Genomic DNA, 26,702 nt, shown 5'->3' with positions numbered 1-26,702 from the left:
GTCTATTTTCCAATATGATTAGAATAGATAAAGTAAAAAAACGTTCAATTGCAGATAAAATAGGATTGAAAAAAGGGATGCATCTAATTTCTATAGATGATAAAGAAATAAATGACCCTCTTGATTTAAAATTTTTTGAAATTGGGGAATCAATAAGAATTAAAATCTTAGACAAAAAGGAAACTCATATTTATGATATTAAAAAGGGGGAGGAGGAACCCATAGGTATTGAATCTAAGGAATTTGAGATAAGGTTATGTGAAAATAATTGTATTTTTTGTTTTGTTGACCAAAATCCCCCTCTTGCAAGAGAATCTTTGCTCATAAAAGACGATGATTATAGGATGTCTTTCCTTTATGGTAATTACCTCTCTCTTACAAATTTCAAAGAAGAGGATTTCAAAAGAATAATAGAAATGAAGCTTAGCCCTCTTTATATCTCAGTTCATACAACCAATCCAAGAAAAAGGATTGAAATGATGAGAAATAAAAAAGCAGGGGAGATAATGGCACAGCTAAAAAGGCTTTGTGATGGTGGAATAAAACTTCATACTCAGATTGTTCTTCTCCCTGGGGTAAATGATGGAGAAATCTTGAATGAAACCTTAGAGGATCTTTTATCTTTAGATTTGTTAGAATCTATAGGTATTGTTCCTGTAGGGTTGACAAGCTTTCGCAGTAATCTTCCGGAGATTAAAAATCCTACTCCGAAATGGATGGAGGGAGTTATAAGATTAGTGGAGCCTTATCAAGAAGAATTAGTAAGGAAAAAGAAAAAAAGGATTATATATTTAGCAGATGAGTTTTATATAAAAACGAATAATCCTATACCTCCTCTTTCCTTTTATGATGATTTTCCTCAATTGGAAAATGGAATCGGGTTAACAAGAAAATTTTTGGATGGTTTAGAGTTATTAGATGTTCCTCTTTTTGATGGGGAAGTTTTACTTGTTACAGGGATTCTTGCTTATGAGAGTGTTCAAAAACTTGAGTTTAGATTTAAGGAAGCTGGGGTGAAGGCAGAGGTAGTTTCTTTTAAAAATAGATATTTTGGAGAGACTGTGGAGGTAGCTCCTTTACTTGGAGGATGGGACCTCCTTGGACTTCTTTATAACTATCAAGCTGAATTTGTAATTTTACCACCAGATATAGTGAATGATGAAGGATTATTTATAGATGGGTGTTCTCTTTCAATTTTAGAGAATAATCTCAAAAAGAAAATAATTGTAGCTCCTTATGATGTTGTGCAACTTGGAAATTTGAGATGAATACTATCGCTATTATTGGAAAACCAAATGTTGGCAAGTCTACCCTTTTTAATCGTCTTTTAAATGAGAAACGTTCAATAGTGGATGAACAGCCTGGTGTTACTAGAGATAGAGTTTATGGAGTGGTAGAAAAAGAGGGGAAACCTTTAATTTTAATTGATACAGGAGGTCTTCAGTTTTCTTCTGATCCTCTTGAGGCTCAAGTGAGAGAGCAAGTGAATTTTGCTTTGGAAGAGGCAGATATCATTCTTTTATTAGTGGATGCAAAAGAAGGAATTTCATTCCTTGATAGAGAAATTGCAGGTTATGTGAGAAAATTTCCTGGTAAGAAGGCTCTTGTTGTTAACAAAATAGATAAAGGGGAAGGGCTTAATGTGATTCCCGAATTTGGAGAGTTGGTTCTTGATGAAACTTTTAGGATTTCTGCTTTAAATGGTAAAGGAGTTGATGAGCTTTTAAGATGGGTTCTTTTGAATTGTGAGGAAGGAGAGGTAATTCGGGGGACAACAATAGGTATTATAGGAAAACCGAACACGGGAAAGTCAACTTATGTAAACGCGATAATGGGATACCAGAAGGTGATTACAGCTGAAGAGCCAGGAACAACGAGAGATAGTATAAATTCTTACTTGGAATATAAAGGTAGACCCATAGTTCTTGTAGATACCGCTGGATTAAAGAAAAAGTCAAAGTTGAAAGGGATAGAATATTATTCTTTTCTTAGAGCTATTAGGGCAATAGAAGAATCTGATGTTGTCCTTATTCTGATAGATTCTACTTCTAAAGTTTCAAAACAGGATAAAAATATAATAAAGTGGGCTATTGAGAGAGAGAGACCCATTGTGATCCTTCTTTCCAAATTTGATCTTGTCCCAATGGAGAAAAGAAAAGAAGTTATTCTTTATTATGAAAAGGAGCTTTCAGTATTTAATTGGATTCCAAAAGTTTGTATTTCTTCTATAACAATGGAAGGAGTGGATAAGTCTTTATCATTGGCCCTTTCTATTACTGATAAGCTAAAAAAGAAACATCCGGAACTAAAGAGGGTTATCGAAGAAGCCATTAGTTATTATCCTCCACCAAATATTTTTAAGAAAATTAAGTTATATTCTGTGAAAGAGAAGGGTGGGAATATTGTTTTGGAAACGAATTATAAGGGTGATTTTGATGATCAATACAAAAAGTATCTTATAAATAGAATAAGAAAAGAAATTGACTTTGAAGGAATACCAATTTCAATAAAACTTAAAAGGAGGTAATATGTGGAAAATTTTTGCTTTTTTTTCTTCTTATTTTCTTGGAAGTATTCCTTTTGGTTATATTGTGGGAAGGGTTAAGGGGTATGATTTAAGGAAAGTTGGTAGTGGAAACATAGGTTCTACCAATGTTTTTAGAGTTGTAGGAAAAAAAGAAGGGATTTTTGTTTTTGTTCTTGATTTTTTAAAAGGTTTTATACCTGTGGTTTATTTTTCAAATATTTCTATTTTTTTAGGTCTTCTTGCCCTTCTCGGTTCAATTCTTGGCCATATGACCACACCTTTTCTTCGTTTTAAAGGAGGAAAAGGAGTTGCTACAGGATTTGGCGGTGTTGTTGCTCTTATGCCTATTCCTGCTCTTTTGGCTTTTGGAGTTTGGATTTTGCTTCTTGTTTTCTCAAGGAGAGTTTCTGTTGGTTCTCTTGGTTCTGCATTTTGCTTTCCATTTTTTTATTTCTTTTTTGCAAGCCCTTTCCATCTTTCTCTTTTTTTTGTCTCTATTTTTATTACCATCTTGGTTTTTTTTACACACAGGGAGAACATTTTAAGGCTTATTAAAGGTAAAGAGAAGCCAATTTTTTAAAAACAAAATTTTCTTAATTAATCTCTTTTTTCGACAAAAAGAGTGAGAATAAAACAGAGTAGAGCAAAAACCAGAAATAAAAAAGAGCCATTTGTAAGATTGCTTATTCCAAAGATGGATTTGATTTCTTCGTCTTTGAGAGTTTCAATTTTGGATTCAGAAGGATGGGTGTTTACCGCTATTAATCCTTTTGTCATGAAACCATCGCTCAACTTATAAATTCCACATATTTTTGTTTCTTTAAAAATGTAAATGTTCTCACTTTTTTGAAGCATTCTATATCTTTTCCCGTCAGGAGTTACAATTTCCAGGGGGAAGGAGCTTTTTATTAAAATTGGTTCATCCAAAAAGATATTTTTATAAAAAACTTCATCAGAAAGTGAACCAATTAGGTTAAAAAGAAAAGGAATAAATACTGGATGTAACGATAGGTCATTTTCCTCTAAAGAAAAAGGAAGAATTAAATGATTTTTTAACTTGGTTATGAAGGGATCTCCGTTTTTGAAATAAAATAAAGGTTCCCCAGCTTTAATGAAACAATTATATTTAATTGGAATTTCATCTAAAAATTTTATTTTTGGAATTTCTCCAAAAGGAGTTTCTGCGATAGTTGAGATTCTCCAGGGAATTTTATTAGAGATTACAGTGTTTTTTTCTCCACTTAAGGAAATAATTCCAGGAGTTGGATTAAGAAGTAAAGAAGATAAATCTTCTTCTGAATAAGAAGAAGCAATAAAAAAGTCTTCTTTTATTTCCGAAGTTTTTTTTATCCATTTCGTTTCAAAATAGGGGAAAGAAAGAGCTGCTATTAGTCTTTCAGGATAGTTAAGAGAAACAATAGAAATTTTCTTTTTACTTTGTGTTCTTAGAGCAAGATAATACTTATTGTCAAATTTCAGTCCTTCTTCGTCTTCTATTTCAAGAACTAATTCGTGGAGACCTCTTTTTGTGGAGAAAGTTAATAGGAATTCGTTTTCTCCCCTTTTTAAAAATTTATGTTCTTCTTTTATTAACTTTCCATCCAATTTTAATAAAACTTTTGTTTTCCTTTCATCTTTATATTCGTTAAGTATTTTAAAGAATATAGGGGTTTCTTCCTCTTCAAAACTTGCCCCAGTCTTGGCTTCTATTATTCCAAGATTTCCTTCTGGTAAAGGAATCTTTTTTATTTTTATTCCTGGATATTTAGTTCTTTCTTGTAATATTTTTGTAAATCCATTTCTCTGAGCATCAGTTATTAAAACACCAAATGGGTATTTTTTAAAGTATTCTTGAAAAAGAGGAATCCCTAAATTTGTAGGAATAATTATTGAATTTTTCTTCGGTGAAGTGAACCTTTCCATAGAAGGTGATTTATCTATGAGAAATATTTCTCCTGGACCAAAAATAGAAAAAGGTATCTTAACTCCTCCTGCAGATAAGATAATAAATACGAGGATAATTATCCGTAGAAAAAGTAAAAGAAGATTTTTTAATTGAATCCACCTAATAAGTTTTACCTCACTTTTTATAATAAAGAGTAAAGTTGGAAAATCTATTCTCTTTAATTTTTTTCTCCCTAAAAGGTGAATTATTATTGGGATTGCTATTATAGGGAGTAGAATAAGAAAATTAGGGAAAATCATAGTAATCTCTTCCTTTTCTTGAGATATGTAACAAGAGCATAATCATAAGGAGTGTCAGTTGTAATCTGAGAATAATCAATTTTTTTGGGCGCAAAGCCTGATTTGTAAGCTTCAAGGAATTTTTTAAATCTGTCTTTATACATCAAGTTTATGCTTTTGGGATCAGTGGATAAAGTTTTAAGATCCTCCATATCCCTAAAGATGGCTTCTTTTCTAAATGGGAACTCCAATTCTTTTCTGTCAAGAATATGGAAAATAATAATTTCGTGTTTTTTCGCTCTCATTATATTGATAGTTTTTGTTACGTTTGAAGGAGTTTCTAAAAGGTCAGAAAATATAATGAAGAGAGCTCTTTTTTTTACCAAAGATAAAAGCTCAAAAATTACATCACAAAGAGAAGTTTTCCCAGAAGGTTCGTTTCTACTTAAAGAAGAGAGTAAATGTGTAAGATGATTCATCTGGCTTCTTGGAGGAATAAAAGATTCTATTTTTGCACTAAATAAGACAAGACCAACGGAGTCGTTTTGTCGAAGCAAAAGATAAGCAAGAGAAGCGGCAAGAGTTCTTGTATATTGAAATTTGGAAATCTCTTCCCCGAAATTCATTGAGTTGCTCTTATCTACTAAGAGAAAGGCAGATAGGTTTGTTTCTGCTTCATATTTCTTCAGAAAAAATCTTTCTGTTCTTCCATATAATTTCCAATCAATTTTGTTTATAGGATCTCCCTTGTAATAGGGTCTATGTTCTTTAAATTCTAAGGAAAAACCGTGGTATGGGCTTTCATGTAAACCAGAAAGAAATCCTTTTACAATTATTTTTGCTCTTAAGTCAAGAGCTTTTATTTTTTCTAAGATTTCAGGTCTTAAAAGTTCCAAAGATTTTTAAGAATTATTCGGTAAGGACAAAGACTCTGACTTTTTCTCCTTCCTTTATAGTAAGAGGTTTTCCTTCCGAATCAAAACCTATTATTCCGTATCCTAGAGGAAGAGAATCGGTTTGAACCGGAGGGAAATAGAAGCCAATTCCTATGCCACCAGGTTTACCTCTTTGTTCTGCATGAAAGCTATTTGTATCTACTTCTTCTATTTGAGATATGGAAATATAAGTAAATTTATTAAAATCAGATAAACTCAAATTTTGATTCGTATAGGGATTTGTTGGGATCCCAAATGTTTTCATATTTTCATAAATATCTTCTATTCTTGAAGGTATAACCCCGCTATGGAAAGCTCTATATCTTTCAATGGCTGCCTTTACTACGAACATATTTGACTGTAGTTTCCTCTTTTTTGTTGTTATTTTTGCGTTTTGATACTGCGGTTCAATTAAGATATATAGTAAAACAAAAAAAGAGACAATAATTAAAATATCCAGAATTCTTAGTATAGTTCTATTCATTTAATCCAGCCTCCTTTTCCCTTAAGAATAATTAATAAATTAATTATGTCAAGAGGGATAAGATAATTTAAGTTATCCTCCATATTCTAAACGAGTCGCAAGAATTTCTGGCAGTCCAGCTTCTCTAATTTTTCTTTGAGCTTCTTTTATGTTATATTCGACTCTAATCCTTTTGATATTTCTTTCTTTTGAATTGTAAATTATAAAGGAAGCTCTTGGATCTCTGTCTCTTGGTTGCCCTACACTTCCAGGATTTATAATATATTTATTGTTTGGTGATAAGTATAAATCTGGAGAATTCAGCATTTTTACTTTTATCCCATCATCCTCGAAAATTATTGGAACATGAGTATGTCCTACAAAAAGAGTGTTTTTTTCCATAATTTGAAAGTCTTTATATGTATCAACTGGATCAAAAAGATATCTCCATGCTTCTGGACGGTGGAGGGAAGAATGCACAAAAATTGTATCATCTTCTTCATATTTAAATGGAAGATTTCCAAGAAAAATTAATTCTTCTTCGTTTAAAACTTCCCTACTCCATAGAACTGCTTCCTTTGCATAGGGATTAAAATCTTCTATTAGAGTTTTCCCACAAACTGCAAAATCATGATTGCCAGCGAGGATAATTTGGGAAATCTTTTTTACAACTTTTATGCATTCTCTCGGATTTGCTCCATAACCCACGATGTCTCCAAGGCAAATTACCTTTTCAACTCTATGAGATTCAAGGTATTTTTGGACAGAGAGAAGAGCTTCTAAGTTTCCGTGGATATCAGAAATTATGCCATATATCATTTTTATAAAAGATTTTTCTTTCTTGCTATAGAATCCAAAATTCCATTTACAAATATTCCGGATTTCTCTGTTGAGTATTCTTTCGCAATTTCAATTGCTTCATTTATAACGACCTTGGGTGGAACATCAGGTAAATAGAGAAGTTCCAAAACTGCAATTCCAAGAATTGTTCTATCAATTGCACATAGACGATCCCATTCCCAGTTTTCAAGCACAGATTTTATTAATGTATCTGCTTCATCTAAATGTTCCTCTGCAAGTTTTAGTAATGTCTTTGCAAAATTTACAGCTTCTTCACTGTATTTTTCGTTGTTTAAGCTGAGAACTTTCTCGAGATTATCAGATGAGAATTTAAGATCTATTCTTGCAGGATAAAGAGCTTGGACAGCAAGGATTCTTCCAAGTCTTCTACTTCCCGGTTTCATTTTTTAATGTTTTTATAAAGATCTATCATTTCAAGAGTTGAAAGAGCTGCATCCCATCCTTTATTTCCACTTTTTAGCCCAGCTCTACTTAAAGCTTGTTCTTCAGTATCGGCAGTTATAACACCATACCCAATAGGCTTTTGTATTTCCAGAGCCAATTTTGCAATCCCTTTTGTTGTTTCATTTGCCAAGAAATCAAAGTGTGGGGTTTCTCCTCTAATTAAAGCTCCAAGAACAATAAAACCATCATATTTTTCTATCTTTGTAAGTTTAGAAAGAAACATTGGGAGCTCAAAAGAACCTGGGACCCAGTAAATGTCAATATCTTCTTCTTTAACCTCATGTCTAATAAGGCAATCAAGAGCTCCTTCTTTTAAAAGATTTGTCACTCTTGAATTGAACCTTGAGATCACAATTGCTATTTTTACTCCTTTTCCTTTTATTAATCCTTTATACTCCATTTCTCCTCCTTTATACATTCTTAAGAGTGTGACCAAGTTTTTGTTTCTTTGTTTTTAGATATTTAATGTTTTCTTCGGTTGGTTCGACTTCTAACGGGATTCTTTCTACCACTTTAAGCCCATATCCTTCAAGACCTACTATTTTTCTTGGGTTGTTTGTCAAGAGTCTAATAGATGAAAGCCCAAGATCTTTAAGAATTTGAGCTCCTATCCCATAATCCCGGAGGTCTGTTTTAAATCCTAACTCTATGTTTGCTTCTACTGTGTCGTAGCCTTCATCTTGAAGTTTATAAGCTTTTAATTTATTAAGTAATCCGATGCCTCTTCCTTCCTGTCTCATATACAAAAAAACACCTCTTTCTTCTTTTCCGATTATTTTGAGGGCATTTACTAGTTGTCCTCCACAGTCACAACGTAAAGAACGCAAAGTATCACCAGTTAAACATTCTGAGTGAACACGAACAACAACATTCTTTTTCCCTGCAACATCACCTTTTACGAGGGCTAGATGAACCTTGTCATCTATTTTGGTTGTATAGGGTATTAATTTAAATCTTCCATAAAGAGTTGGGAAATCAACTTCTAACTCTCTTATAACAAGTTTTTCTCTCTTTTGTCTATACTCTATAACACTCTTTACCGTTGTTATTTTAAGATCGTGTTTTTTTGCAATTTCTAAAAGCCTTGGAAGTCTTGCCATTTCTCCATTTTCGTCCATTATTTCACATATTACAGCGGAAGGATAAAATCCCGCAATTTTTGCAATATCAGCTCCTGCTTCAGTATGTCCTGCTCTTCTTAAAGAGCCTCCTTCCCTCGCCATTATTGGAAAGACATGCCCTGGTCTTGATAGATCCGAAGGTTTTGTTTTAGGATCTATTAGTTTCTTAATTGTAAGGGCTCTATCAAAGGCACTTATTCCAGTGGTTGTTCCTTCTTTAGCATCCACGGATATTGCAAAAGCAGTTCCATGACGAGCTGTTATATTAGTTGTCATTAAAGGAAGTTCAAGTTCTAATAATCTTTTCTCAGGTAAAGAAACACAAATTAGCCCCCTTCCTTCTTTTGCCATAAAGTTTATTATCTCTGGCGTTACTTTTTCGGAAGCTACAACAAAATCTCCTTCATTTTCTCTATCTTCGTCGTCAACAAGAATTATGGGCTTACCTTTTTTTACATCGTCAAGTATTTCTTCTATTGAACTTAACTTTTTCATTTTTTCTCCATTATTTTACTTAAATAACGCGCTATTGGGTCAATTTCAATATTGAGATAATCTCCAATTCTTTTATACTGGAAGTTTGTTTTTTGTAAAGTATGGGGGATAATAACAACTTCAAAAGTTTCTTTTTCAACTTTTGAAACCGTAAGGGATACTCCATCAAGTGCAATACTTCCCTTTTCTGCTATAAAAGGGGAGAGTTCTTTGGGATATTCAATTGTGAAGATATAGGATGAAGGTTTTTTCCTTATATTAATAATTTTTCCAACACCATCAATATGTCCATAAACAAGATGTCCATGGAATAAATCTTCCATTTTCATAGAAGGTTCTATGTTTACCCATTCTCCCGAAGAAAGTCTTGAGATATTACTTCGGGAGATCGTTTCTTCTGTAGCCTGAAAGATTGATGTTTTCCCTATTATTTTTGAAATACTAAGGCAAACTCCGTTAATTGCGACACTATCTCCAATTGCAGCTGGAAATGGTAATTTTAAATAAAGAGATATAAATCCGTTTTCTTTTTCTATTCTATCAAGCTTTATTAGATTTTTGATTAGACCCGTAAACATTATTCTGACTCCAAAAGAATATCTCTTCCAATTTTTTTTGTATTTAAATCCAAGAAGATTCTCTTTTTTACGCTTTTGACGAAAGGGATTCCTTCCCCTATAAGAGAAGGAGAGTAGAAAAGAAGGTATTTGTCCACCACTCCAGAATTAATGAAGTGAGTGAAGGTTTCGCTTCCTCCTTCCACCATAATAGAAGTTATTTTTTCTTCTCCAGCTTTCTTAAGAATTTCTCTTATATCTATTACTCCCCTTTTTTCTTTAAAGACCCATACTTTAGCTTCAGGATATTTTTGTTTTGCTTCTTTAATTGTTGTGACAATTATTACTTTTCCTCCAATTTTAAAAATTTTTGCATTTTTGGGGCATTTTAGATATGGATCTATTATTATTTTTAAGGGTTGTTTTTTTGCTTTTGTAAACCTAACTGTTAGTTCGGGATTGTCTATTAGGACAGTGTTAACACCAATTAATAATGCATCTACTTTTTTTCTATAGTAATGCACCTCTTTCAGAGAATCTTTAGAGGTTATTTTGAAAATTCCTTTTTCAGGATTCCCAATCTTTCCATCAAGAGAAAGAGCAGCTTTAAGAATAACATAGGGTATTCCTGTTTTTATATATTTCAAATAAAAAGGGTTTAATTTTTTCGCTTCTTCTTCAAGAAGTCCCGTTGTGATTTGGATCCCCTTTCTCTTCAAGAACTTAAAGCCTTTTCCATTTACAATAGGGTTTGGATCTTTTATGGGAGCCACAACTCTTTTTATTCCGCTTTTTTCAATTAATTCAACACAAGGAGGGGTATTTCCGTAATGAGAGCAAGGTTCAAGAGAAACATAAAGAGTTGCGCCTTTTGCTTTATCCCCTGCTTTTTTTATTGCTTCTACTTCTGCATGAGGGGTTCCTGGACCACGATGATAACCTTCTCCAACAAGAATTCCTTCTTTTACAACGCAAGCTCCTACAAGAGGGTTTGGTGAGACCAATCCTTCCCCCTTTTTTGCAATTTCAAAAGTTTTTCTTAAAAAATACTCATCCAATTTATTCATATAAAAAACCCCCTCTTCGGGGGCTTAACCAATCTCTTCTCCCATCCGGACTTTAACCGTCGGCTTCGGAATTTCACCGAATCGGGATTTTCTCCTCGCGGGCTTTTACCGCCGGTCGGGAATTTCACCCAACCCCGAAGAGATAGATTTATAATTAATTTATTTTAAAAGTTTGTCAAGGAGATTTTTACAAGAATTGGCAGAGTTCTTGACAAAATGGACAAATTTAATACTTTTCTTTGGAATAGGAGATGAATATGGTGAAGGTAGGTTTTGTTGGTTGGAGGGGAATGGTAGGCTCAGTTTTATTAGAGAGAATGAAGGCTGAAGGGGATTTTAAAGGTTTTGAGCCTTTATTTTTTTCAACCTCTCAGGTTGGAGCAAAAGGCCCTTCAATTGGAATAGATGTTCCAGAACTTCAAGATGCTTTTAATACTGAGCTTCTATCTAAGATGGATGTTATTGTTAGTTGTCAGGGTAGTGATTATACCGGAAGGGTTTATCCAGAATTAAGAAAAAATGGTTGGAAAGGCTTTTGGATAGATTCTTCCTCTAAGCTAAGAATGGAGGAGGATTCTGTTATTGTTCTTGATCCTGTTAATAAAGAAGTAATAGAAGAGTCCATTGCTACCGGGATTCGTTCCTATATTGGAGGGAATTGCACTGTAAGTTTAATGCTTATGGCTCTTTGCGGTCTTTTTAAGAATAACTGTGTAGAATGGATTTCTTCTATGACTTATCAAGCAGCTTCTGGGGCTGGAGCTAAGAATATGATAGAACTTGTAAAGCAGATGGTTACTCTTAGTGAGTCTGTGAAGGAATTATTGGATAAACCACAAGTTGCAGCCCTTGAGTTGGACTTCATTATAACCCAAAAGTTGAGAGACGGCACTCTTCCTTTAGAGGAATTCAAGGTTCCGCTTGCTACAAGTCTAATCCCATGGATAGATTCTCCAATGGCAAATGGGCAGACAAGGGAAGAGTGGAAGGGAATGGCTGAGACAAACAAAATATTGAAAACTAAAGAGCCTATTCCCGTAGATGGAATTTGTGTTAGGATTGGAGCTATGAGATGTCATTCTCAAGGATTCACTATTAAGTTAAAGAAAGATATTCCTCTATCTGAGATAGAGGATATGATTAGAGAAGCACACCAGTGGGTTAAACTTGTCCCAAATACTTATGAGGATACAATTAAAGAATTAACTCCCGCAGCTGTTTCAGGGAAGTTAACCGTTCCTGTTGGACGTCTTAGGAAAATGAATATAGGACCTAAATATTTAGCAGGATTTACAGTAGGGGATCAACTTCTTTGGGGAGCAGCAGAACCAATAAGGAGAATGCTTAATATAACTTTAGAATATCTTAGTTGAAGGAAACAGGGAATGGTTTTCTCTCAGAGTATACATAAATTCTAATGAAGGGATTATTTTACCAAATTCTTTTAAATTTTATTATGCACTCTCTTATCACTCATTTTATGCTTTCCCCAAGTTTAATTTTACACATTCCAAGACAAGTGTTTTACATTTTAAGATGTAATTCACAACGTCCTCTTTCTATCTAAAGATAACCCCATCTTCTTTTCCAAGAGGTTATCAAGATCTAAAATAAAACTAGTGGAGAATTTCAAGATTTTTCAATCAGTATATCCGATGGAGTTTTTACTTTCTTGTTTTAGGCTCTTTCTATTGTATTGAAAAGAACAGATAATTATTGATTTTATGAAAAATGTCCTTTCGAATTAAAAACTTCTATATCAAAGAATTCTATTTCTATTATAGCATGAAGAGTTTCTACATCTCATTCCGAGATCATTCTCCTATCCTATCTCTGCTTAAGAACTCACATAAAAGCCTTCCAAATATACAGGAATGAACTAAACTTATATTTTGTGAGTAAGGAGTAAAATATAACCCATTTGATTATACATCTTGTACTATGCTTTATTTCGGTAATCCCAGGGCTTTCATAAAAGAAAAATAAAATGAAAATCTTGTCTAGATGATTGGTATCTTATATCTATCTGAGTAAAAGAGTTCCATTTCTGTTTTATAAAAGCTATTTCTTTTCTGGTATATTTTCGTCTAAATTCTCTTTTCTCTGGAGAAGAATTCTCCCTCCGGTTTTATGATATACTGGAATACCAAAATCTCTCGTTAATGTTTTGGTGGATATTTTACCTAATGCGTTTCTTCACTATTAAAACCTCTATACATCCCGAAGTTTTGTAAACTTTCTTTGAAGCTCTCGGACGATTATAAATCTTCTGTGTGCCATGTCTCTTAAGCTATTTGCAAAAAGTGGATCTTTCTGTTTTGAATATCCGAGTTGCCTTGGCTATGGATTCTTTTTAGCATATCTTACCATATCAAATCGTTTTTTGAGTTATCAAAGGGTTGCATATTTTTATAACCTCGTAATTTTGTAAATCTCATCTCTTTTTGTGAGAGACCTCTCTGAAGCGTAAATCATCTGCTTTGGGGTTAACTATTATGCTATTCTATCCCCTTGACTAATTAAATATTTTCCTTAAGATTATATTAAAAGGAGGAGAGAATGAAAAAGTTTATTGTAACTCTTTTATTTATTATTTTATTAAGTTGCCAGAGGATGGAAGAGTTTCATTATTCTGATAAAAGAGGAGGTATGCTAATAATAGCATTATTTGAAGAGCCATCAAGTTTAAATCCAATCTATCCTTCTATTTCAGGGCTTTCACCTGTAACTGAACAAATATTTGCTCCTTTAATTTCCGAAAGACCAGATGGTAAAGTTAGACCCGCTCTTGCCGAATCTTGGGTTTATTCTGAAGATTTAAAGTCCATTACCTATACCATTGCGAAAGGGGCAACTTGGCATGATGGAAAACCAATAACAGCGGAAGATGTAGTTTTTACAGTTAATCAAATATTAAAAAAAGAAAATAAATCCCCACTTGCTCAAAAACTGAATTATGTAGAGAGTGTTGAGGCGCTTTCTCCAAGAGAGGTTCGTTTCAATTTGAATAGAGTTTTTGCAGGGGAACTTCAGGTTACGAATATTCGCCCTATCCCAAAACATATTTTGGAAAAGGAAGAAAATCTGATTAATGCTGATTTTAATTTAAACCCAATTGGTTCAGGACCTTTTAAACTGAAAGAATGGAATAAGGGGAAATGGATTGAGCTTGTCGCAAATGAGGGATATTTTAAAGGGATTCCTCCTTTAAATAGGATAGTTTTTTATACCCCATCTTCTATAGAGGAACTTATGAGTGAGCTTGGTAGAGGGAGTGTTGATCTTGCATATGATTTACCTCCAGGAGATTATGATACTCTTACTTCTTATGTGAAAGTTCTTTCTCCAGGGAGATCGTATACATATATAGGATGGAATCTCAAACGTTTCCCAAATAAGGAACTGAGGAAAGCTCTTAGTATGGCTATAGATAGGAAAAGGATAATTTCTGAGGTTTTAAAGAACTATGGTCAAGTTGTGGATGGACCTATCACTCCAGAACATTGGGCTTATAATCCAGAGTTAAGGACATTGAATGAGGATAAGGAAACTGCAAGAAAAATAATAGAAGGTCTTGGTTATTCGAAATCTAAAAAGGAGGCATATTATAAAGGACTTAGTGTAAATATTTTGGTTGAGCAAGAAAATGAGATCAGAAAAAGAGTTGGAGAGATAGTGGCTTCTAATCTTAGAGGTATTGGGGTTCAAGCAAATGTTGTGCCTGTTTCTGGAGTAGAGTTGATTAAGAGATTATTTGAAGGAGATTTTGATGCTTATATCCTTGGATGGAATGTTGAGAAGGAATTTAATCCATTCCCAATTTGGAGCTCTGATGGAGTTTATAATTTTGTTGGGTATAAAAACAGGAAAGTAGATAGCCTAATTGGGGAAGCTCTTTTGTCTCTTGATAGAGAAAAAGCAAAGGAAGCTTTATATGAGTTCCAAAGAATAATTAGGGATGATCTTCCATATACTTTTCTATATACTCCCCGTAAAATAACCCTTCTTAAAAAAGGAATCCAAGGTATAACAGAGGAGGACAGAAGACCAATTTTATCTTATGTTGATGAATTATGGTTTGAGAGGATTCCTGAAGTGAGTGTAGATCTTGCTTCTTTAGGGGAAAGTTATAAGAAAGAAGAAGAGGTATCTAGGCCAGAACTTGTGAGGCCACCAAGAGCTAACCCGGTAGCAGAAGAAGTTCTTCAAGCTTCTGCACCCACTCAAGTTCCTGAGAGGAGACCCACTTTAACAACTCCTACTAAAGTGGAGCCCGAAAAACCAGCTGATACTGCTTTAGAGGAAGAAGAAGAAGCTCCAAAGTTCATCCCTTACGAAGTTCCTCCAAAGCCTCTTAATCTTGATAAGGTTTCCTTTCCGTATCCTGAGGCTGCGAGAAGGTTAGGAATTACTGGCACTGTCTACTTAAATTTGTGGATAACCGAGGAGGGGAATGTTACGAAAGTGGTTCTTGCAAAATCTGCCCATCCCATTTTGGATAAAGTTGCGATAGAGAACGCTAAGAATTTAAAGTTTTCTCCAGCAATGCAGGGTAATAGACCTGTAGCAATTTGGTATTCTTTCCCTGTGCGATTTGTAGAGTAAAATAGCTTCCTTATGGAGAAGGTTATAAGATTTGGAATTTCTATGGGAGAGGATCTCCTTAAAAGGTTTGATAATTTGATAAAAAAAGAGGGTTATAAAAATCGCTCAGAAGCTATTAGAGATTTAATTAGGGAAAGATTAGTGAAAAAAGAGTGGGAAGAGGAAGGAGAAGTTTGTGGTGGTATTTTGGTCGTTTATAATCATCATAAAGGTGGCCTTCCAGAGAAAATAACAGATATACAGCACGATTTCCATAAGGTTATTGTTTCTACCCAGCATATTCATATGGATTATGATAATTGTATGGAAATAATTAGTGTTAGGGGAAAAGTAAAGGAAATTTATAAGTTTTATAATAAGTTAAGATCTACTACAGGAGTAAAACAGTGCGACATTATAAAAGCAAGTATAGGAAAGAAATTTTAAAATTTTTCCCCTTGACAAGATAATTTTTTTTGTTATAATTTACCACAAAACTAAGGATAAGGATTAGTATTTAATAAGGATAAGGAGGATTTATAACTTTAAATTATAGAGGTGCAATAAGAATTGAGTACTTATAAAAGAGAAATTCAAAAAAGAAGGAATTATTATCTTGAATCTTTTCTTCGAAGGTTTTTGTTCTTATCCCATTTTTTAAATCTTAAGGAAAGGAGGTCCTGATGAAAAGGATGGGAAAGGAGAATTTTTTGTCACCCAGGAGGATTATAATTGTAGCACTTCTTGTTTTTTCTTTCTTCTTCTATAGCCCGAATGTTGAGGCGGGTATTACAGGAAAAATTGCTGGAACTGTTGTAGATGCGCAAACTGGTGAACCTCTAATTGGTGCAAATGTGATTATTGAAGGAACCGCTATGGGAGCAGCTACAGATGAGAATGGGTTTTTCTTTATTTTGAATGTTCCCCCCGATATTTACAATGTTCAAGCGAGGTTAATAGGTTATGAGAGTATGACTCTTAGAGGTGTAGAGGTTGTTTCAGATCTTACTACTCGTCTTAAATTTGAACTAAAGCGAACTGTGGTTCCTGGAGAAGGAGTTACGGTAAAGGCGAAAATAGACCTTATAAAATTAGACCTCGCCTCTTCAGCTATTTCTGCAAAAAGGGAAAATATAGAAGCGGTTCCTTTTGTTAATGATATTGGAGATTATATTAATAAGCAGGCTGGGGTTCGAGATTTATTAGTGCGAGGCGGAACTTTGGATCAGGTTAGTTTTACAAGAGATGGTTTGAATTTAGTAGATGGTAGGACGAATTCTCCTGCTTTAAGACCACCTTTAAGTATGGTAAAGGAAGTGAGTGTGGTAAAAGGTGGTTTTGCTCCAGAGTATGGGAATCTTCGCGCTGGTTTAATAAATATTGTAACAAGAGAACCTTCTGTTAGTTATGAAGGGACAGCTACATTTAGGTATAGCCCTCCCCATATGAAGCATCTTGGCCCTTCACTATTTGATACAACAAATTATTGGGTTGGAGCTTATGTTTTAACAGAGGCACCTGCAATGAGAATAATGGTAAAAGGGAAAGATACTGTGGTAGATTATGTAGACAGTCTTTGTTGGTTAGGGAAGAGAGGTCTTTTAAAGAAGTCCAACAACGCTTTGAAAGCAGGTGACACTGTTGCATCTGAATATTATAAAGCTTTAATGGAAAAGTATAAAGAATTTACAAATGGATGGCTTGTTTTAGCTAAGAATAATCCTGATAGTGCAAGGAAGTTGAGGGAGTCTTTTATTTGGTCTCATAGACTCCAGGGTGCGGAAGAATTAGTTCCTCCTGATTATGATGGTCCTCCAAGGGTAGGGAAATACGGAGATAAACCAGACTGGAGTGTGGATGCTGGGTTTGGAGGTCCTGTTCCTGTAGTTGGTAAATTTTTGGGGGATTTGAGTTTTTATGGAGCCTATAGGCTAAATAAAGAGGCTTTTCCTCTTCCTTCAAGCAGGGAGTATTTTACAGAGCATAATGGTTGTCTTAAGTTGGTTTCTCGTCTTACAAAATCAATGAAAGTATCCCTTGATTTAATGTATGGAGAAAGGAACTCTTTATCTCATAATTCAAATGGAGAGTTTGGTGGAGAAGGAACTCCACCTTATTTGGATTTAAGTAGAGGAACTCTTGGAGATCAAGTTATTGAATTCGTTCAAGGTAGAGGTTATAAGGAAGGTCCTGCTGGAAATAGACCTAGTGGAGTTGGGGGAATTTATCTAACAAGTGCAGATGATGCTTTTAGAAGTCTTTTAGTAACCAATATGGCGGCTTATTATCCTGCTTTTATACCTCCTTACAATGTTTATTATGATATGCAAGGGATTTCTTTTGACCATGTGTTAAGTGAAAAGACTTTTTATTCTTTGAGGATTACTCGGTTGGGTAATAGAAGAGAGTGTAGCGCATATGAGTCATTTGAGCCAAGAGATACTGTTACAAAGTATACTTTACCAAGCGGAATAAAAGTCACAGAGATTCCATATGGGTATTTCATAGGTTCCACCCTTGTTCAACCGGATGGAATTGATATGGGTGCATCTTGTGCTGGAGCTGTTGATTCTTCGCATTCTGTGACCTGGACCTTTAAGGCTGATCTCACGACCCAGATTAATTCAAATAATGAAATAAAGGTTGGTTTTGAGTATGAATATGACGATATGCACACTTATTACGAGAAAAACAGATGGGAAGCTGATCATGAGAACTGGGTAACGAAGTGGGATGCTAGCCCGATTAGAGGAGGCGCATACATTCAAGATAAGATTGAATTTGAAGGTTTTATCGCAACAGTGGGTGTTAGGGCCGATTGGAATGATCCAAATTGCGAGTGGTTTAGTAACTTGCGTAATTATGAGCCTTTATTCACGAGTGATTATAAGAAGGGTTTGATGGATAAAACAGTTTCTGCAGAGATGCATCCTGCAAAAGGGCATTTTTACTTATCACCTCGTGTGAGTGTTTCCCATCCAATAGCAGAAAATGTTAAGTTGTATTTTAGTTATGGAGATTTTTATTCTCTACCATCTTCTCAAGATATGTACCAGATCTCTTGGGGGCCTGATAGATTGAGTGTTTTGTATGTTGGAGATCCTGAGCTTGAATGGCCATTAACAAGGGCTTATGAGCTTGGAACAGACTGGGGTATTGGGAATTTATTTATGATTCACCTTGCAGGTTATTATAAAGACATTAGGAATCAACTTGAAGGAGTTTGGTATCTTGGAGAAGGTAGGACAAATCCTGCTTATAGGGTTCCTGAAAATCTGAATTTTGAGGACATTCGTGGGATAGACTTTAGGATTAGTAGAGAATTTGGAGATTGGGTTAGAGGTTGGTTGAACTATGATTATAGGGTTAGAAGTTATGGTAGAGTTGGTAGAAAGGCTCATTACTATGAGCCAGTTGATAATGCACAACTTGGAGCTTGGGACACATTAGAGGTTATAACTCGTCCTCAGCCAATCCTGAATGCGAATATTCAATTCCTTACACCTAAGAATTTGGGAGTAATTTTAGGAGGAATTTCTTTAAGCTTTAGCTATACCTGGGAAGCGGGAGCTTGGGAAACTTTTGATCCACTCCACGAAGCATGGGATCCAAAGTGCAAGATTTTAAATTTGCAATGGAAGCCTTATCAGAATGTTCAAGCAAGACTTACGAAAGATTTGAGTTTTGCCGGTGTAAATCTCTCTCTATTTGGAGAGGTTGATAATTTATTTAATTGGAAGTATCTGGATGCAGGGTCAGGTTGTTTTGTTAATATGAAAGATAGAGATGATTATTTTAAATCCTTGAAATTGCCTCTTTATGGAGAAGAAGGTTATGAGGTCTTTGGAGAAAAAGGGAATGATCGACCAGGAGACTTTAGCAGTGATGAGAAACCTTATATTAATGACCCAAATCTACCACATCTTGCCTTCCACAATCCTCGCTATTTCGTTTTTGGTGTGAGGGTTGATTTTTAATGCTAAACAAAGAGCTAAGGAGGAAGAAATGAGAGAGAAATTCTATTGTTTTGCTTTGGTTTTTATTCTAACTACTTCACTAATTCCACTTCCTATTTTAGGTATCTCTGAGAAGTGGATCCAAGAATCTGAGATTCATCCAAGAATTAGTGCTGCTGCGGATCAAAGTGAAGCGGTTTTTGGGAATTTCCAGTCAACATGGTACTTCGATGGAGCAAAAGATCCAAGGAGTGGTCAACCTGATGATGGATGGGTGCGAAGCTGGCTAAGAAATTCTGGTTCGGTTTGGGGGTGTAGAAATTGGAAAGATCCTGAGACTGGGACTATATATCCTGTTAAGTTAGGGGGAGCAAATTATGGTAAATCAGAGCCGACTAAAATTCAATTTCCCGTCCCGGATTTGGAGGGTGGTTTATCTATTTGTAGATATTACAGATATCGTCCTCCAAAGATTATTGTAAATGGGATCCCTATTCAGAGAGCCTTTGGAATTGGTGATTTTTATGCTCCTAATAAAGTTTGGGGGACTGCTGATGTTATGGTAGAGACTCATTCAAGAACCTGGCTTGGCCTTGATATTTATCAGAGAGTTCTTGTTTGGGTTTCTAAAAACCACAATCAATATGTTATATATGATTGGACTGTTGTAAACACAGGTAATGTTGACTTAGATCCAGAGATTGAACGAGAAGGGGAAGCTTTGGATAGTTTATACTTTATGAGAGAGCTTGAAATGACTGTAAATTCTGAAGATGAGAGAAAGTCTGAGTGGTATACTTGGAGTGGAGTTTATCCTCCAGAATCTCCAAATTGGACTTGGTGGGATTCTGTGCGGTGTCTTATTTCTTATGCGGCTCTTGAATATGATAGATATGGTTATTCTACTTGGGGTGATGCTTATGGATCTTTTATGGAATATGATTATTTAGATGATTGTGCTTCGGGTTGCGAAGTTACACTATTTGCTCCAAAAACAGATGCAAATCATAAACCAATAAAACCAATAGGTCCAGGACCAAATGCTAGTAGTGGAAAACCAGAAAATTACCCTGAGAATGATGATGTAACACAGCCAAGAGCTCATGGATTCCATGGTCCTGATGATCTTAAATATAAACATCATTCTATTGAAAGACCCCCAGATGAGTGGGAAGTCGTTTATAATGCAATGATTTATGGAGAGAAAGGAGATCCTACATATGATCCATATGTAGAATATATGGAAGGGACCTATCCAAGTACTTACCATCCAAAGCCCACTGATAAAAGAGGGGTATGGAGATGGAATGATTTAGAGCCGGATGCTCAAGTTTTCTGGCATATTGTTGGTTGGTCAAGTATGGGACCTTTCCATTTGGAATATGGAGATTCTCTCCGCATTGTCTGGGCTAATTGTGGAGGTCGTCTTTCTGAGGAGACTGCTTGGAGAGTTGGAAAAGCTTGGAAAGATAGTTCTATTACGTTTGTTACTAAGAGTGGAGATACTATTGATATAAATGATATAAGTTATACATTTCCTCATGTTCCTAATCCAAAAGATACGATTCATATCCCTCCTGTTTATAGGCATTTTCCTGTCTGGCAAGATCCTGGGCATCAATGCGATCGTGCCAATTTAATTAAGGATATGTGGGTATATACAACAGTGGATTCAGCAATAAGACACGCCATAAATGCTCAATGGAACTTTGACCACGATTATTTAGCTCCGGTTCCACCTCCACCTCCTTCAATTGAAGTGACCTCAATGCCTAATTATATTTATATTAAATGGTGGTATGAGGAAGAAGCTGATAAACCCTCTGATCTTGCTGGTTTTAAAGTTTATCGTTCTCGTGGAAGAGCAGGTCCTCTTCTCACAAATGAAGGTGTGGCTGGTAAGTGGGAGTTAGTTTTCCAATGCGGCGGTTCAAATCCTGGTGGCGGTGTTGATTGGACTTCAGATATTGTTTATGAGTATAAAGATCAAAATGTTATTAGGGGAGAAAATTACTATTACTATGTTGCTGCATTTGATGATGGGACTCATCCAGAAACTCCTTATCCTGGAGATGTTAAAGGATCTCCTGAACCTCTTGAAAGTGGAAGATGGCAGAACTATACTTTTGGTGTAATTGGAGCTGCTTCATTACAAAGAGAAGCTGCATCTGACTTATCCAATGTTAGGGTGGTTCCAAATCCATTTAATGCAGCCACAGTTCTTGGTAGATATGGAGAGGGAAGTGATAAGATTAATTTCTTTGGATTAACAGAGGACTGCACAATTAGGATTTATACCTTTACGGGAGACCTAATAAAGACAATCAATCATAAGGGTTCTGGAGATGAGGCTTGGGTTAATCCAACTAAAGAAATATATCAAGTTACCGAAGAAGGACAGCATTTAGCGAGTGATATCTATATTGCCAATATTGTTGATAATAAGACTGGCGAGACCGTAAACGTTAAGTTTGTCATAATAAGGTAGAGGAGGAAAAAATGAGAAAGTTTTTAATTCTGATCCTCTTGGCTTCTCTGGGTTTATCTGCGGGAGAGATGAAGAAATTAGGGCAAGCAGGGTTTAAATTTATGGATGTTCAGCTCAGTGCAAGATCAGCTGGTATGGGAGGAGCTTCTACGTTGGTTGGAGATGATGCAAATGCCATTTTTCAAAATCCTGCTGGAATTGCGAAGCTTGAGAAAAAGATTGATTTTATGTTTTCTAAGGTTAGCTGGATCGCTGAGAGTGAGTTAAATGCTGTTGGATTTGTTGCGAATCTGGGGAATTTTGGTTGTGTAGGTTTCAGTTTCTTTACTCCTGACTATGGGAAAGTGATTGGAACAATTGTTTCTACAGATTCCTTAGGATATAAAGAAATAGGAGAATTAGAGCTTGGAGCTTATGCAACTGGGATTTCATACGCAAGAAGGTTGACGGAAAAGTTTATGATTGGTGGAAACCTTAGATACGCTTATAATCATTTAGGGGCAAGTCCTTTTGAAGGAACTGAAGGTGATACTGTGTGGAAAGACAACGAAGCCAGTACGCTTGTTTATGATATTGGAACTATTTTTTATCCTGGATTTAAAAGTTTTGGTTTTGGAATGAGCATTCTGAATTTTTCTCCTGCTGTTAAATATGAATTTAAAGATTTGAGAACTACTGGATTCTGGTTGCCTTTAAAGTTCAATTTGGGAGTTGTAATGGATGTCCTTGATTTTCTTGGAGAGCATCCAGATTATTCTTTATTGGTAGAGTTTGACCTTATTCATGCTCGTGATCATGGAAGGCGTTTTCATCTTGGAGGAGAACTTAGTGTAACGAGAATTTTTAAGTTAAGAGCAGGTTATAAGTTTGGATATGATGAAGAAAGTTGGTCGGGTGGAATTGGAATTAATACGGGTAACATTAAGTTAGATTTTGCTTATAGTGAGTTTGGACAGTTTAACGAGGATTTTGTAAATAGGGTAACATTAGGATTTTCATTCTGAAAAATAGGGAAGTTAAAAAGAGAAGGCGATAAGAAAGACTTATCGTCTTCTCTTTTTATTTAGATAAATGGATATAGTGATTTTACTTTTTCAGACAATTTTCATTTCTCTTTCTGGGGTAATGGCTCCCGGACCTTTGACAGCTGTGACTATTGGAGAAGGGAGTAAAAATTCGAACGCAGGAGCTTTAATTTCTTTTGGACATGGGATTGTTGAGTTTCCCTTAATTTTTTTTATTTTCTTTGGTTTTAAATCTTTTATAGAAACTTCTTTATTTAGAGAGGTTGTGGGGATTATTGGAGGAATGTTTTTGTTTTGGATGGGTTGGGATATGGTGAGGAGTATAAAGAATATGAGAGTAGAAGGGATTCAAAGGAAAAGGAAGCCTGTAATTTCAGGAATTCTTTTGAGTCTTGGAAATCCATATTTTATAATATGGTGGGCAACAGTTGGAGCTACTTTAATAATGCGTTTTTCAAATTTTGGATTTATATGGTTCATTGTTTTTGTAATTTTGCATTGGCTTTGTGATTTTTTATGGTTGTATTTCATTTCTTTTATCTCTTATAGAGGAGGTTCATTTTTTGGAAAGAAATTCCAAAAAGGAGTTTTTTTATTTTGTGGAATTGCCCTTTTCTTTTTAGGAGGAAGATTTATTTTTGATGCCTTAATTAAAATTTAAATATCAAGATTCTCTACAAAATGGGCATTCTTTAATATAAATTCTTTTCTTGGCCCAATAGCATTCCCCATTAGAACATCAAACATTCTATCTGCTTCTATTGCGTCTTCTATTGTTACCTTCCTTAAGATTCTTGTTTCTGGACACATTGTGGTTTCCCAAAGTTGACTTGGAGTCATTTCTCCTAACCCTTTAAATCTCTGGACCCTTACCTTATCCTCTCCCAATTTTTTAATAAGTTCTTCTTTTTCTTTCTCTGTGTAAGCCCATTTTTTCTCTTTCCCATCTGTTATTTGATAGAGTGGAGGATTTGCAATGTAAAGGTTGCCTCGCTCAATTATTTCTCTTGCATATCTGAAGAAATAAGTTAGCAATAGAGTTCTTATGTGTGCTCCATCTACATCTGCATCAGTCATTATGATTACTTTTTTATATCTAAGTTTATTATAATCAAAATCGTCCTTCCCAATTCCCACTCCGAGAGATGAAATTAAGGTAGTGATTGTTGTATTTGATAAGACTTTGTTTATTCTTGTTTTTTCTACATTTAATAATTTACCCCTTAAAGGTAAAACAGCTTGAAAAGTTCTATCTCTACCTTGTTTTGCAGAACCTCCTGCTGAGTCGCCTTCCACAATGAAAATTTCAGCTTTTTCTGGATCTTGTGTTGAACAATCCGCAAGCTTACCAGGAAGACTTGTTAACTCTAAGGCATTTTTTCTTCTGACAATATCTCTTGCTTTTTGAGCAGCTATTCTTGATCTGGCTGCATTTATTGATTTTTCTATTATCTTTTTTGCTTCTGTTGGGTGTCTTTCGAGGTATTCGGAAAATCCTTCTCCTACAATAGAAGCCACAAGTCCCTCTACTTCTCTATCTCCTAATCTTGTTTTCGTTTGTCCTTCAAATTGAGGCTGCGGAAGTTTTACTGAAACAACTGCTGTTAGACCTTCTCTTATGTCTTCTCCTGTGAGTTTTAATTCGTCTTTTTCGGAAATAATATTTCGAGACTTAATATATTGATTGATGCTTCTTGTTAAGGCGCTTTTGAAACCAGATAGATGTGTTCCTCCTTCAATTGTTCTAATGTTATTTGCGTATGTAAATATGTTTTCTGTATAAGAGTCATTGAATTGAAAAGCAACTTCGAGAACAAAGGAATCAACAGCTTTATATATATATATTGGATGACGGTGAATAGGGTTTCTACTTTTATCAAGATATTCTATAAATTCTTTTATCCCTCCTGTGTATTGGAAAATTTCTTTTTTTCCGGTTGGTCTAAACTCAAGTTCTATTTTTAACCCTTTGTTTAAGAAAGCTAATTCACGAAGTCTTTCTGAGAGATATTCTTTACTGAACTCAATATTGTCAAAAATTTCAGGGTCGGGATAAAAGGTAATTTTTGTCCCTGTTGTTTTTCTCTTCTCTCCTCTTTTTAATTCTGTTACAGCTTTTCCCCTTTCATAACGTTGTCTCCACACATAACCATCTCTTACGACTTCTACCTCCATCCATTCGCTAAGAGCGTTAACTACAGAAACACCTATTCCATGGAGTCCTCCTGAAACTTTATATATATTTGTGTCAAACTTTCCTCCTGCATGGAGAGTTGTGAGAACGACTTCTAATGCTGATTTCCCTTCTTCTTCATGGAAATCAACAGGTATTCCTCTTCCATTATCGGCTACAGTTACAGAATTATCCTCTCCAACTACAACTGTAATTTTATTACAAAACCCCGCCATCGCTTCATCGATTGAATTGTCTACAAGTTCAAAAACGAGGTGATGTAGCCCTCTTTTGTCTGTATCGCCAATATACATAGCGGGTCTTTTTCTGACACCTTCTAAGTCTTTTAGAACTTTTATGCTCGCAGCAGTATATTCCATATATCCATTATTCTCCATTATTCCTCCTTAAGAGTTAAACGAATTTCCTTTATTAGATTCTTTCCAATTTTTTCATTTATAATATTTATTAACTCTTCTTTAAAAAAAGAAAGTTCATTTAACCAAGCTGAGGAATCCACAAATAGATATAATTTTTTGCCTTCTATCCAAGCTGGATAGACGTGTTGGGCTATTAAAGGAGGACAAATTTTATCCCAATCTTTTAAAACTTCTATTATATATAGTTTTTCTCCAAGAGGTTTAGATTGAATATATTTTTTCAGCACATCTCCTAACAATAGGGGTTCCATCTTTTTCCTCTATTTTATATAAATTATAATTTCCTTCTTTTTTAAAAGTGTTTTCTGTGGTTGTAATAAAAACTTGGTTGAATTCACTTAAAATTTCCCATAAGGAATCAGCATTTTTTCTGTCTAATCCGTCTAACATTTCATCTATAACCAAGATAGGTTCTTGTTTCCTAGTTTCCTTTAGGATATAAGAAATAGCAAATTTTAGAGAGCTTATAAGTAATTTTTTCATTCCAAAGGAAAGGACTCCTTTTGCATCTTTATTATTAATTTTGATTTCAATATCATCTCTATGAGGCCCAAATAAGGTGTAACCCATCTCTATTTCTTTTTTTATATTTTTTTTGAGTTGATTTTCAATATCGCTATAATCTCCTCCTGGGATGTATTTAATTTTTACTTTCTCTCCACAAAGGTATTCAAAGAATTTCTCTGTATAATCAGAAAGTTTTTCCAAAAAAATTTTTCTTTCCTCAATTATTGGATAAATAAATTTTATTAACTGTTTATTCCATATTTCAAGAGTTTTCATTTCTTTCCCATTTTTTGCTTCTAAGAGGAGAGAATTCCTTTGTTTCTTTACTCTTCTATACTCATATAAGTAATTAAGATAATTTCTATTATATAAAGATATGCTTAAATCTATTAAATGGCGTCTTTTGGATGGTTCTTCATCTATTATGACTAAATCCTTATTTGTTAAGGCAACTACAGGTATTTTACCAAAGGATTCTTTTAAACTCTTTTGAGGTAGGTCATTTATAAAAATCTCCCTTTTCTTAGAATAGCTAATTTTTATCTCGGTATCTCCATAGATACCGGATACAACAAAATAGGGTTTTCCAAAACAAAGAAGATTTTCTATATTTGAAGTTCTAAAAGAACTAAACACAGAGAGGAAATAAACCATCTCTATTAGATTGGTCTTTCCTACTCCGTTATTTCCTACAATTAAAATCCTTCCTGGCGGAAGAACTAACTCTATCTCTCTAAAATTCCGAAAGTTCTTACAACGTAAAATTTCAAGGAACATTTTATAAAATATATAAAGAAATTCTAAATAGTCAAGAGATTTAAGTCTATGATTTCTAATTGTTTATAAAAGGTTAATGAAAATTTTAGGGTTAAAAT

Annotated in this window: 22 protein-coding genes and 1 riboswitch; of the genes, 10 read left to right on the top strand and 12 right to left on the bottom strand. The window is 34.6% G+C overall.

Going from position 1 to position 26,702, the window contains the following annotated elements; genetic code table 11:
* The first annotated feature begins 14 nt into the window (after window positions 1-14).
* The 3 genes from ABIN61_04800 to plsY are packed head-to-tail and all read left to right on the top strand — an operon-like array spanning window position 15 to window position 3,107.
* Window positions 15-1,268: a DUF512 domain-containing protein gene (locus ABIN61_04800; protein MEO0293527.1), complete on the top strand. Its 1,254-nt coding sequence runs from the start codon at window positions 15-17 to the stop codon at window positions 1,266-1,268.
* A complete protein-coding gene (der, locus tag ABIN61_04795) occupies window positions 1,265-2,527 on the top strand; it encodes a ribosome biogenesis GTPase Der (GenBank protein MEO0293526.1) in 1,263 nt (420 codons plus the stop codon). Before ABIN61_04800 ends, der begins: the two co-directional genes overlap by 4 nt.
* 1 nt (window position 2,528) lies before the next feature.
* Entirely contained in the window at window positions 2,529-3,107 is a 579-nt protein-coding gene (gene plsY / locus ABIN61_04790) for a glycerol-3-phosphate 1-O-acyltransferase PlsY (GenBank protein ID MEO0293525.1), read from the top strand.
* Window positions 3,108-3,124: 17 nt separating this feature from the next.
* On the opposite strand, the gene ABIN61_04785 is transcribed toward plsY, so the two are convergent.
* The 9 genes from ABIN61_04785 to ribD form a co-directional block, all read right to left on the bottom strand.
* Window positions 3,125-4,732 carry a BatA domain-containing protein gene (locus ABIN61_04785; GenBank protein MEO0293524.1) on the bottom strand — a complete coding sequence of 536 codons (1,608 nt, stop codon included), beginning with the start codon at window positions 4,730-4,732 and terminating at the stop codon, window positions 3,125-3,127.
* A complete protein-coding gene (locus ABIN61_04780; GenBank protein ID MEO0293523.1) occupies window positions 4,729-5,607 on the bottom strand; it encodes a DUF58 domain-containing protein in 879 nt (292 codons plus the stop codon). Before ABIN61_04780 ends, ABIN61_04785 begins: the two co-directional genes overlap by 4 nt.
* 13 nt (window positions 5,608-5,620) lie before the next feature.
* On the bottom strand, window positions 5,621-6,130 hold the full coding sequence (locus ABIN61_04775) for a hypothetical protein (GenBank protein MEO0293522.1): 510 nt from the start codon (window positions 6,128-6,130) through the stop codon (window positions 5,621-5,623).
* Window positions 6,131-6,202: 72 nt separating this feature from the next.
* Window positions 6,203-6,928: a metallophosphoesterase family protein gene (locus tag ABIN61_04770; GenBank protein ID MEO0293521.1), complete on the bottom strand. Its 726-nt coding sequence runs from the start codon at window positions 6,926-6,928 to the stop codon at window positions 6,203-6,205.
* Window positions 6,929-6,930: 2 nt separating this feature from the next.
* Window positions 6,931-7,353: a transcription antitermination factor NusB gene (gene nusB / locus ABIN61_04765; GenBank protein MEO0293520.1), complete on the bottom strand. Its 423-nt coding sequence runs from the start codon at window positions 7,351-7,353 to the stop codon at window positions 6,931-6,933.
* On the bottom strand, window positions 7,350-7,814 hold the full coding sequence (ribH, locus tag ABIN61_04760) for a 6,7-dimethyl-8-ribityllumazine synthase (protein ID MEO0293519.1): 465 nt from the start codon (window positions 7,812-7,814) through the stop codon (window positions 7,350-7,352). Before ribH ends, nusB begins: the two co-directional genes overlap by 4 nt.
* Window positions 7,815-7,824: 10 nt before the next feature.
* On the bottom strand, window positions 7,825-9,030 hold the full coding sequence (locus ABIN61_04755; protein MEO0293518.1) for a bifunctional 3,4-dihydroxy-2-butanone-4-phosphate synthase/GTP cyclohydrolase II: 1,206 nt from the start codon (window positions 9,028-9,030) through the stop codon (window positions 7,825-7,827).
* Entirely contained in the window at window positions 9,027-9,608 is a 582-nt protein-coding gene (locus ABIN61_04750; GenBank protein ID MEO0293517.1) for a riboflavin synthase, read from the bottom strand. The genes ABIN61_04755 and ABIN61_04750 overlap by 4 nt, the downstream gene beginning before the upstream one ends.
* Window positions 9,608-10,654: a bifunctional diaminohydroxyphosphoribosylaminopyrimidine deaminase/5-amino-6-(5-phosphoribosylamino)uracil reductase RibD gene (gene ribD / locus ABIN61_04745; GenBank protein MEO0293516.1), complete on the bottom strand. Its 1,047-nt coding sequence runs from the start codon at window positions 10,652-10,654 to the stop codon at window positions 9,608-9,610. The genes ABIN61_04750 and ribD overlap by 1 nt, the downstream gene beginning before the upstream one ends.
* Window positions 10,655-10,683: 29 nt before the next feature.
* Window positions 10,684-10,800: riboswitch (FMN riboswitch) on the bottom strand.
* 111 nt (window positions 10,801-10,911) lie between these two features.
* Here ribD and asd point away from each other — a divergent pair.
* The 7 genes from asd to ABIN61_04710 all read left to right on the top strand — a co-directional run bounded on the left by asd (window position 10,912) and on the right by ABIN61_04710 (window position 23,368).
* A complete protein-coding gene (gene asd, locus ABIN61_04740) occupies window positions 10,912-12,027 on the top strand; it encodes an aspartate-semialdehyde dehydrogenase (GenBank protein ID MEO0293515.1) in 1,116 nt (371 codons plus the stop codon).
* Window positions 12,028-13,213: 1,186 nt separating this feature from the next.
* A complete protein-coding gene (locus ABIN61_04735; GenBank protein ID MEO0293514.1) occupies window positions 13,214-15,259 on the top strand; it encodes a TonB family protein in 2,046 nt (681 codons plus the stop codon).
* Window positions 15,260-15,271: 12 nt separating this feature from the next.
* Window positions 15,272-15,685, top strand: coding sequence for a nickel-responsive transcriptional regulator NikR (nikR, locus tag ABIN61_04730; protein MEO0293513.1), 414 nt, complete (start codon window positions 15,272-15,274; stop codon window positions 15,683-15,685).
* A 236-nt stretch (window positions 15,686-15,921) separates the two neighbouring features.
* Window positions 15,922-19,215 (top strand): TonB-dependent receptor, encoded by a 3,294-nt coding sequence (locus ABIN61_04725; protein ID MEO0293512.1) that lies wholly within the window; start codon window positions 15,922-15,924, stop codon window positions 19,213-19,215.
* A gap of 28 nt (window positions 19,216-19,243) precedes the next feature.
* On the top strand, window positions 19,244-21,682 hold the full coding sequence (locus ABIN61_04720; protein MEO0293511.1) for a hypothetical protein: 2,439 nt from the start codon (window positions 19,244-19,246) through the stop codon (window positions 21,680-21,682).
* Window positions 21,683-21,693: 11 nt separating this feature from the next.
* Window positions 21,694-22,686 (top strand): PorV/PorQ family protein, encoded by a 993-nt coding sequence (locus tag ABIN61_04715; GenBank protein MEO0293510.1) that lies wholly within the window; start codon window positions 21,694-21,696, stop codon window positions 22,684-22,686.
* A 67-nt stretch (window positions 22,687-22,753) separates the two neighbouring features.
* On the top strand, window positions 22,754-23,368 hold the full coding sequence (locus ABIN61_04710) for a LysE family transporter (protein ID MEO0293509.1): 615 nt from the start codon (window positions 22,754-22,756) through the stop codon (window positions 23,366-23,368).
* Here ABIN61_04710 and gyrB read toward each other — a convergent pair.
* The 3 genes from gyrB to recF are packed head-to-tail and all read right to left on the bottom strand — an operon-like array spanning window position 23,365 to window position 26,604.
* Window positions 23,365-25,278: a DNA topoisomerase (ATP-hydrolyzing) subunit B gene (gyrB, locus tag ABIN61_04705; GenBank protein MEO0293508.1), complete on the bottom strand. Its 1,914-nt coding sequence runs from the start codon at window positions 25,276-25,278 to the stop codon at window positions 23,365-23,367. The two genes, ABIN61_04710 and gyrB, sit on opposite strands and share 4 nt — an antisense overlap.
* Entirely contained in the window at window positions 25,278-25,571 is a 294-nt protein-coding gene (locus ABIN61_04700) for a DUF721 domain-containing protein (protein MEO0293507.1), read from the bottom strand. Before ABIN61_04700 ends, gyrB begins: the two co-directional genes overlap by 1 nt.
* Window positions 25,522-26,604 carry a DNA replication and repair protein RecF gene (gene recF, locus ABIN61_04695; GenBank protein MEO0293506.1) on the bottom strand — a complete coding sequence of 361 codons (1,083 nt, stop codon included), beginning with the start codon at window positions 26,602-26,604 and terminating at the stop codon, window positions 25,522-25,524. The genes ABIN61_04700 and recF overlap by 50 nt, the downstream gene beginning before the upstream one ends.
* Between the last annotated feature and the right edge of the window lie 98 nt (window positions 26,605-26,702).

The sequence above is a fragment of the candidate division WOR-3 bacterium genome, from assembly GCA_039804165.1.
In the GTDB taxonomy this organism is placed as follows: Bacteria; Hydrothermota; UBA3072; order UBA3072; family UBA3072; genus JAFGHJ01.
The sequence above is the reverse complement of the archived record's forward strand: the minus strand, read 5'-3'. Positions and strand labels throughout refer to the sequence as shown.

Excerpts from the sequence above, each read along its gene's own strand:
- ABIN61_04800 (MEO0293527.1), top strand. The coding sequence starts at position 15 with ATGATTAGAATAGATAAAGTAAAAAAACGTTCAATTGCAGATAAAATA.
- der (MEO0293526.1), top strand. The coding sequence starts at position 1,265 with ATGAATACTATCGCTATTATTGGAAAACCAAATGTTGGCAAGTCTACC.
- plsY (MEO0293525.1), top strand. The coding sequence starts at position 2,529 with ATGTGGAAAATTTTTGCTTTTTTTTCTTCTTATTTTCTTGGAAGTATT.
- ABIN61_04785 (MEO0293524.1), bottom strand. The coding sequence starts at position 4,732 with ATGATTTTCCCTAATTTTCTTATTCTACTCCCTATAATAGCAATCCCA.
- ABIN61_04775 (MEO0293522.1), bottom strand. The coding sequence starts at position 6,130 with ATGAATAGAACTATACTAAGAATTCTGGATATTTTAATTATTGTCTCT.
- ABIN61_04770 (MEO0293521.1), bottom strand. The coding sequence starts at position 6,928 with ATGATATATGGCATAATTTCTGATATCCACGGAAACTTAGAAGCTCTT.
- nusB (MEO0293520.1), bottom strand. The coding sequence starts at position 7,353 with ATGAAACCGGGAAGTAGAAGACTTGGAAGAATCCTTGCTGTCCAAGCT.
- ribH (MEO0293519.1), bottom strand. The coding sequence starts at position 7,814 with ATGGAGTATAAAGGATTAATAAAAGGAAAAGGAGTAAAAATAGCAATT.
- ABIN61_04755 (MEO0293518.1), bottom strand. The coding sequence starts at position 9,030 with ATGAAAAAGTTAAGTTCAATAGAAGAAATACTTGACGATGTAAAAAAA.
- ABIN61_04750 (MEO0293517.1), bottom strand. The coding sequence starts at position 9,608 with ATGTTTACGGGTCTAATCAAAAATCTAATAAAGCTTGATAGAATAGAA.
- ribD (MEO0293516.1), bottom strand. The coding sequence starts at position 10,654 with ATGAATAAATTGGATGAGTATTTTTTAAGAAAAACTTTTGAAATTGCA.
- asd (MEO0293515.1), top strand. The coding sequence starts at position 10,912 with ATGGTGAAGGTAGGTTTTGTTGGTTGGAGGGGAATGGTAGGCTCAGTT.
- ABIN61_04735 (MEO0293514.1), top strand. The coding sequence starts at position 13,214 with ATGAAAAAGTTTATTGTAACTCTTTTATTTATTATTTTATTAAGTTGC.
- nikR (MEO0293513.1), top strand. The coding sequence starts at position 15,272 with ATGGAGAAGGTTATAAGATTTGGAATTTCTATGGGAGAGGATCTCCTT.
- ABIN61_04725 (MEO0293512.1), top strand. The coding sequence starts at position 15,922 with ATGAAAAGGATGGGAAAGGAGAATTTTTTGTCACCCAGGAGGATTATA.
- ABIN61_04720 (MEO0293511.1), top strand. The coding sequence starts at position 19,244 with ATGAGAGAGAAATTCTATTGTTTTGCTTTGGTTTTTATTCTAACTACT.
- ABIN61_04715 (MEO0293510.1), top strand. The coding sequence starts at position 21,694 with ATGAGAAAGTTTTTAATTCTGATCCTCTTGGCTTCTCTGGGTTTATCT.
- ABIN61_04710 (MEO0293509.1), top strand. The coding sequence starts at position 22,754 with ATGGATATAGTGATTTTACTTTTTCAGACAATTTTCATTTCTCTTTCT.
- gyrB (MEO0293508.1), bottom strand. The coding sequence starts at position 25,278 with ATGGAGAATAATGGATATATGGAATATACTGCTGCGAGCATAAAAGTT.
- ABIN61_04700 (MEO0293507.1), bottom strand. The coding sequence starts at position 25,571 with ATGGAACCCCTATTGTTAGGAGATGTGCTGAAAAAATATATTCAATCT.
- recF (MEO0293506.1), bottom strand. The coding sequence starts at position 26,604 with ATGTTCCTTGAAATTTTACGTTGTAAGAACTTTCGGAATTTTAGAGAG.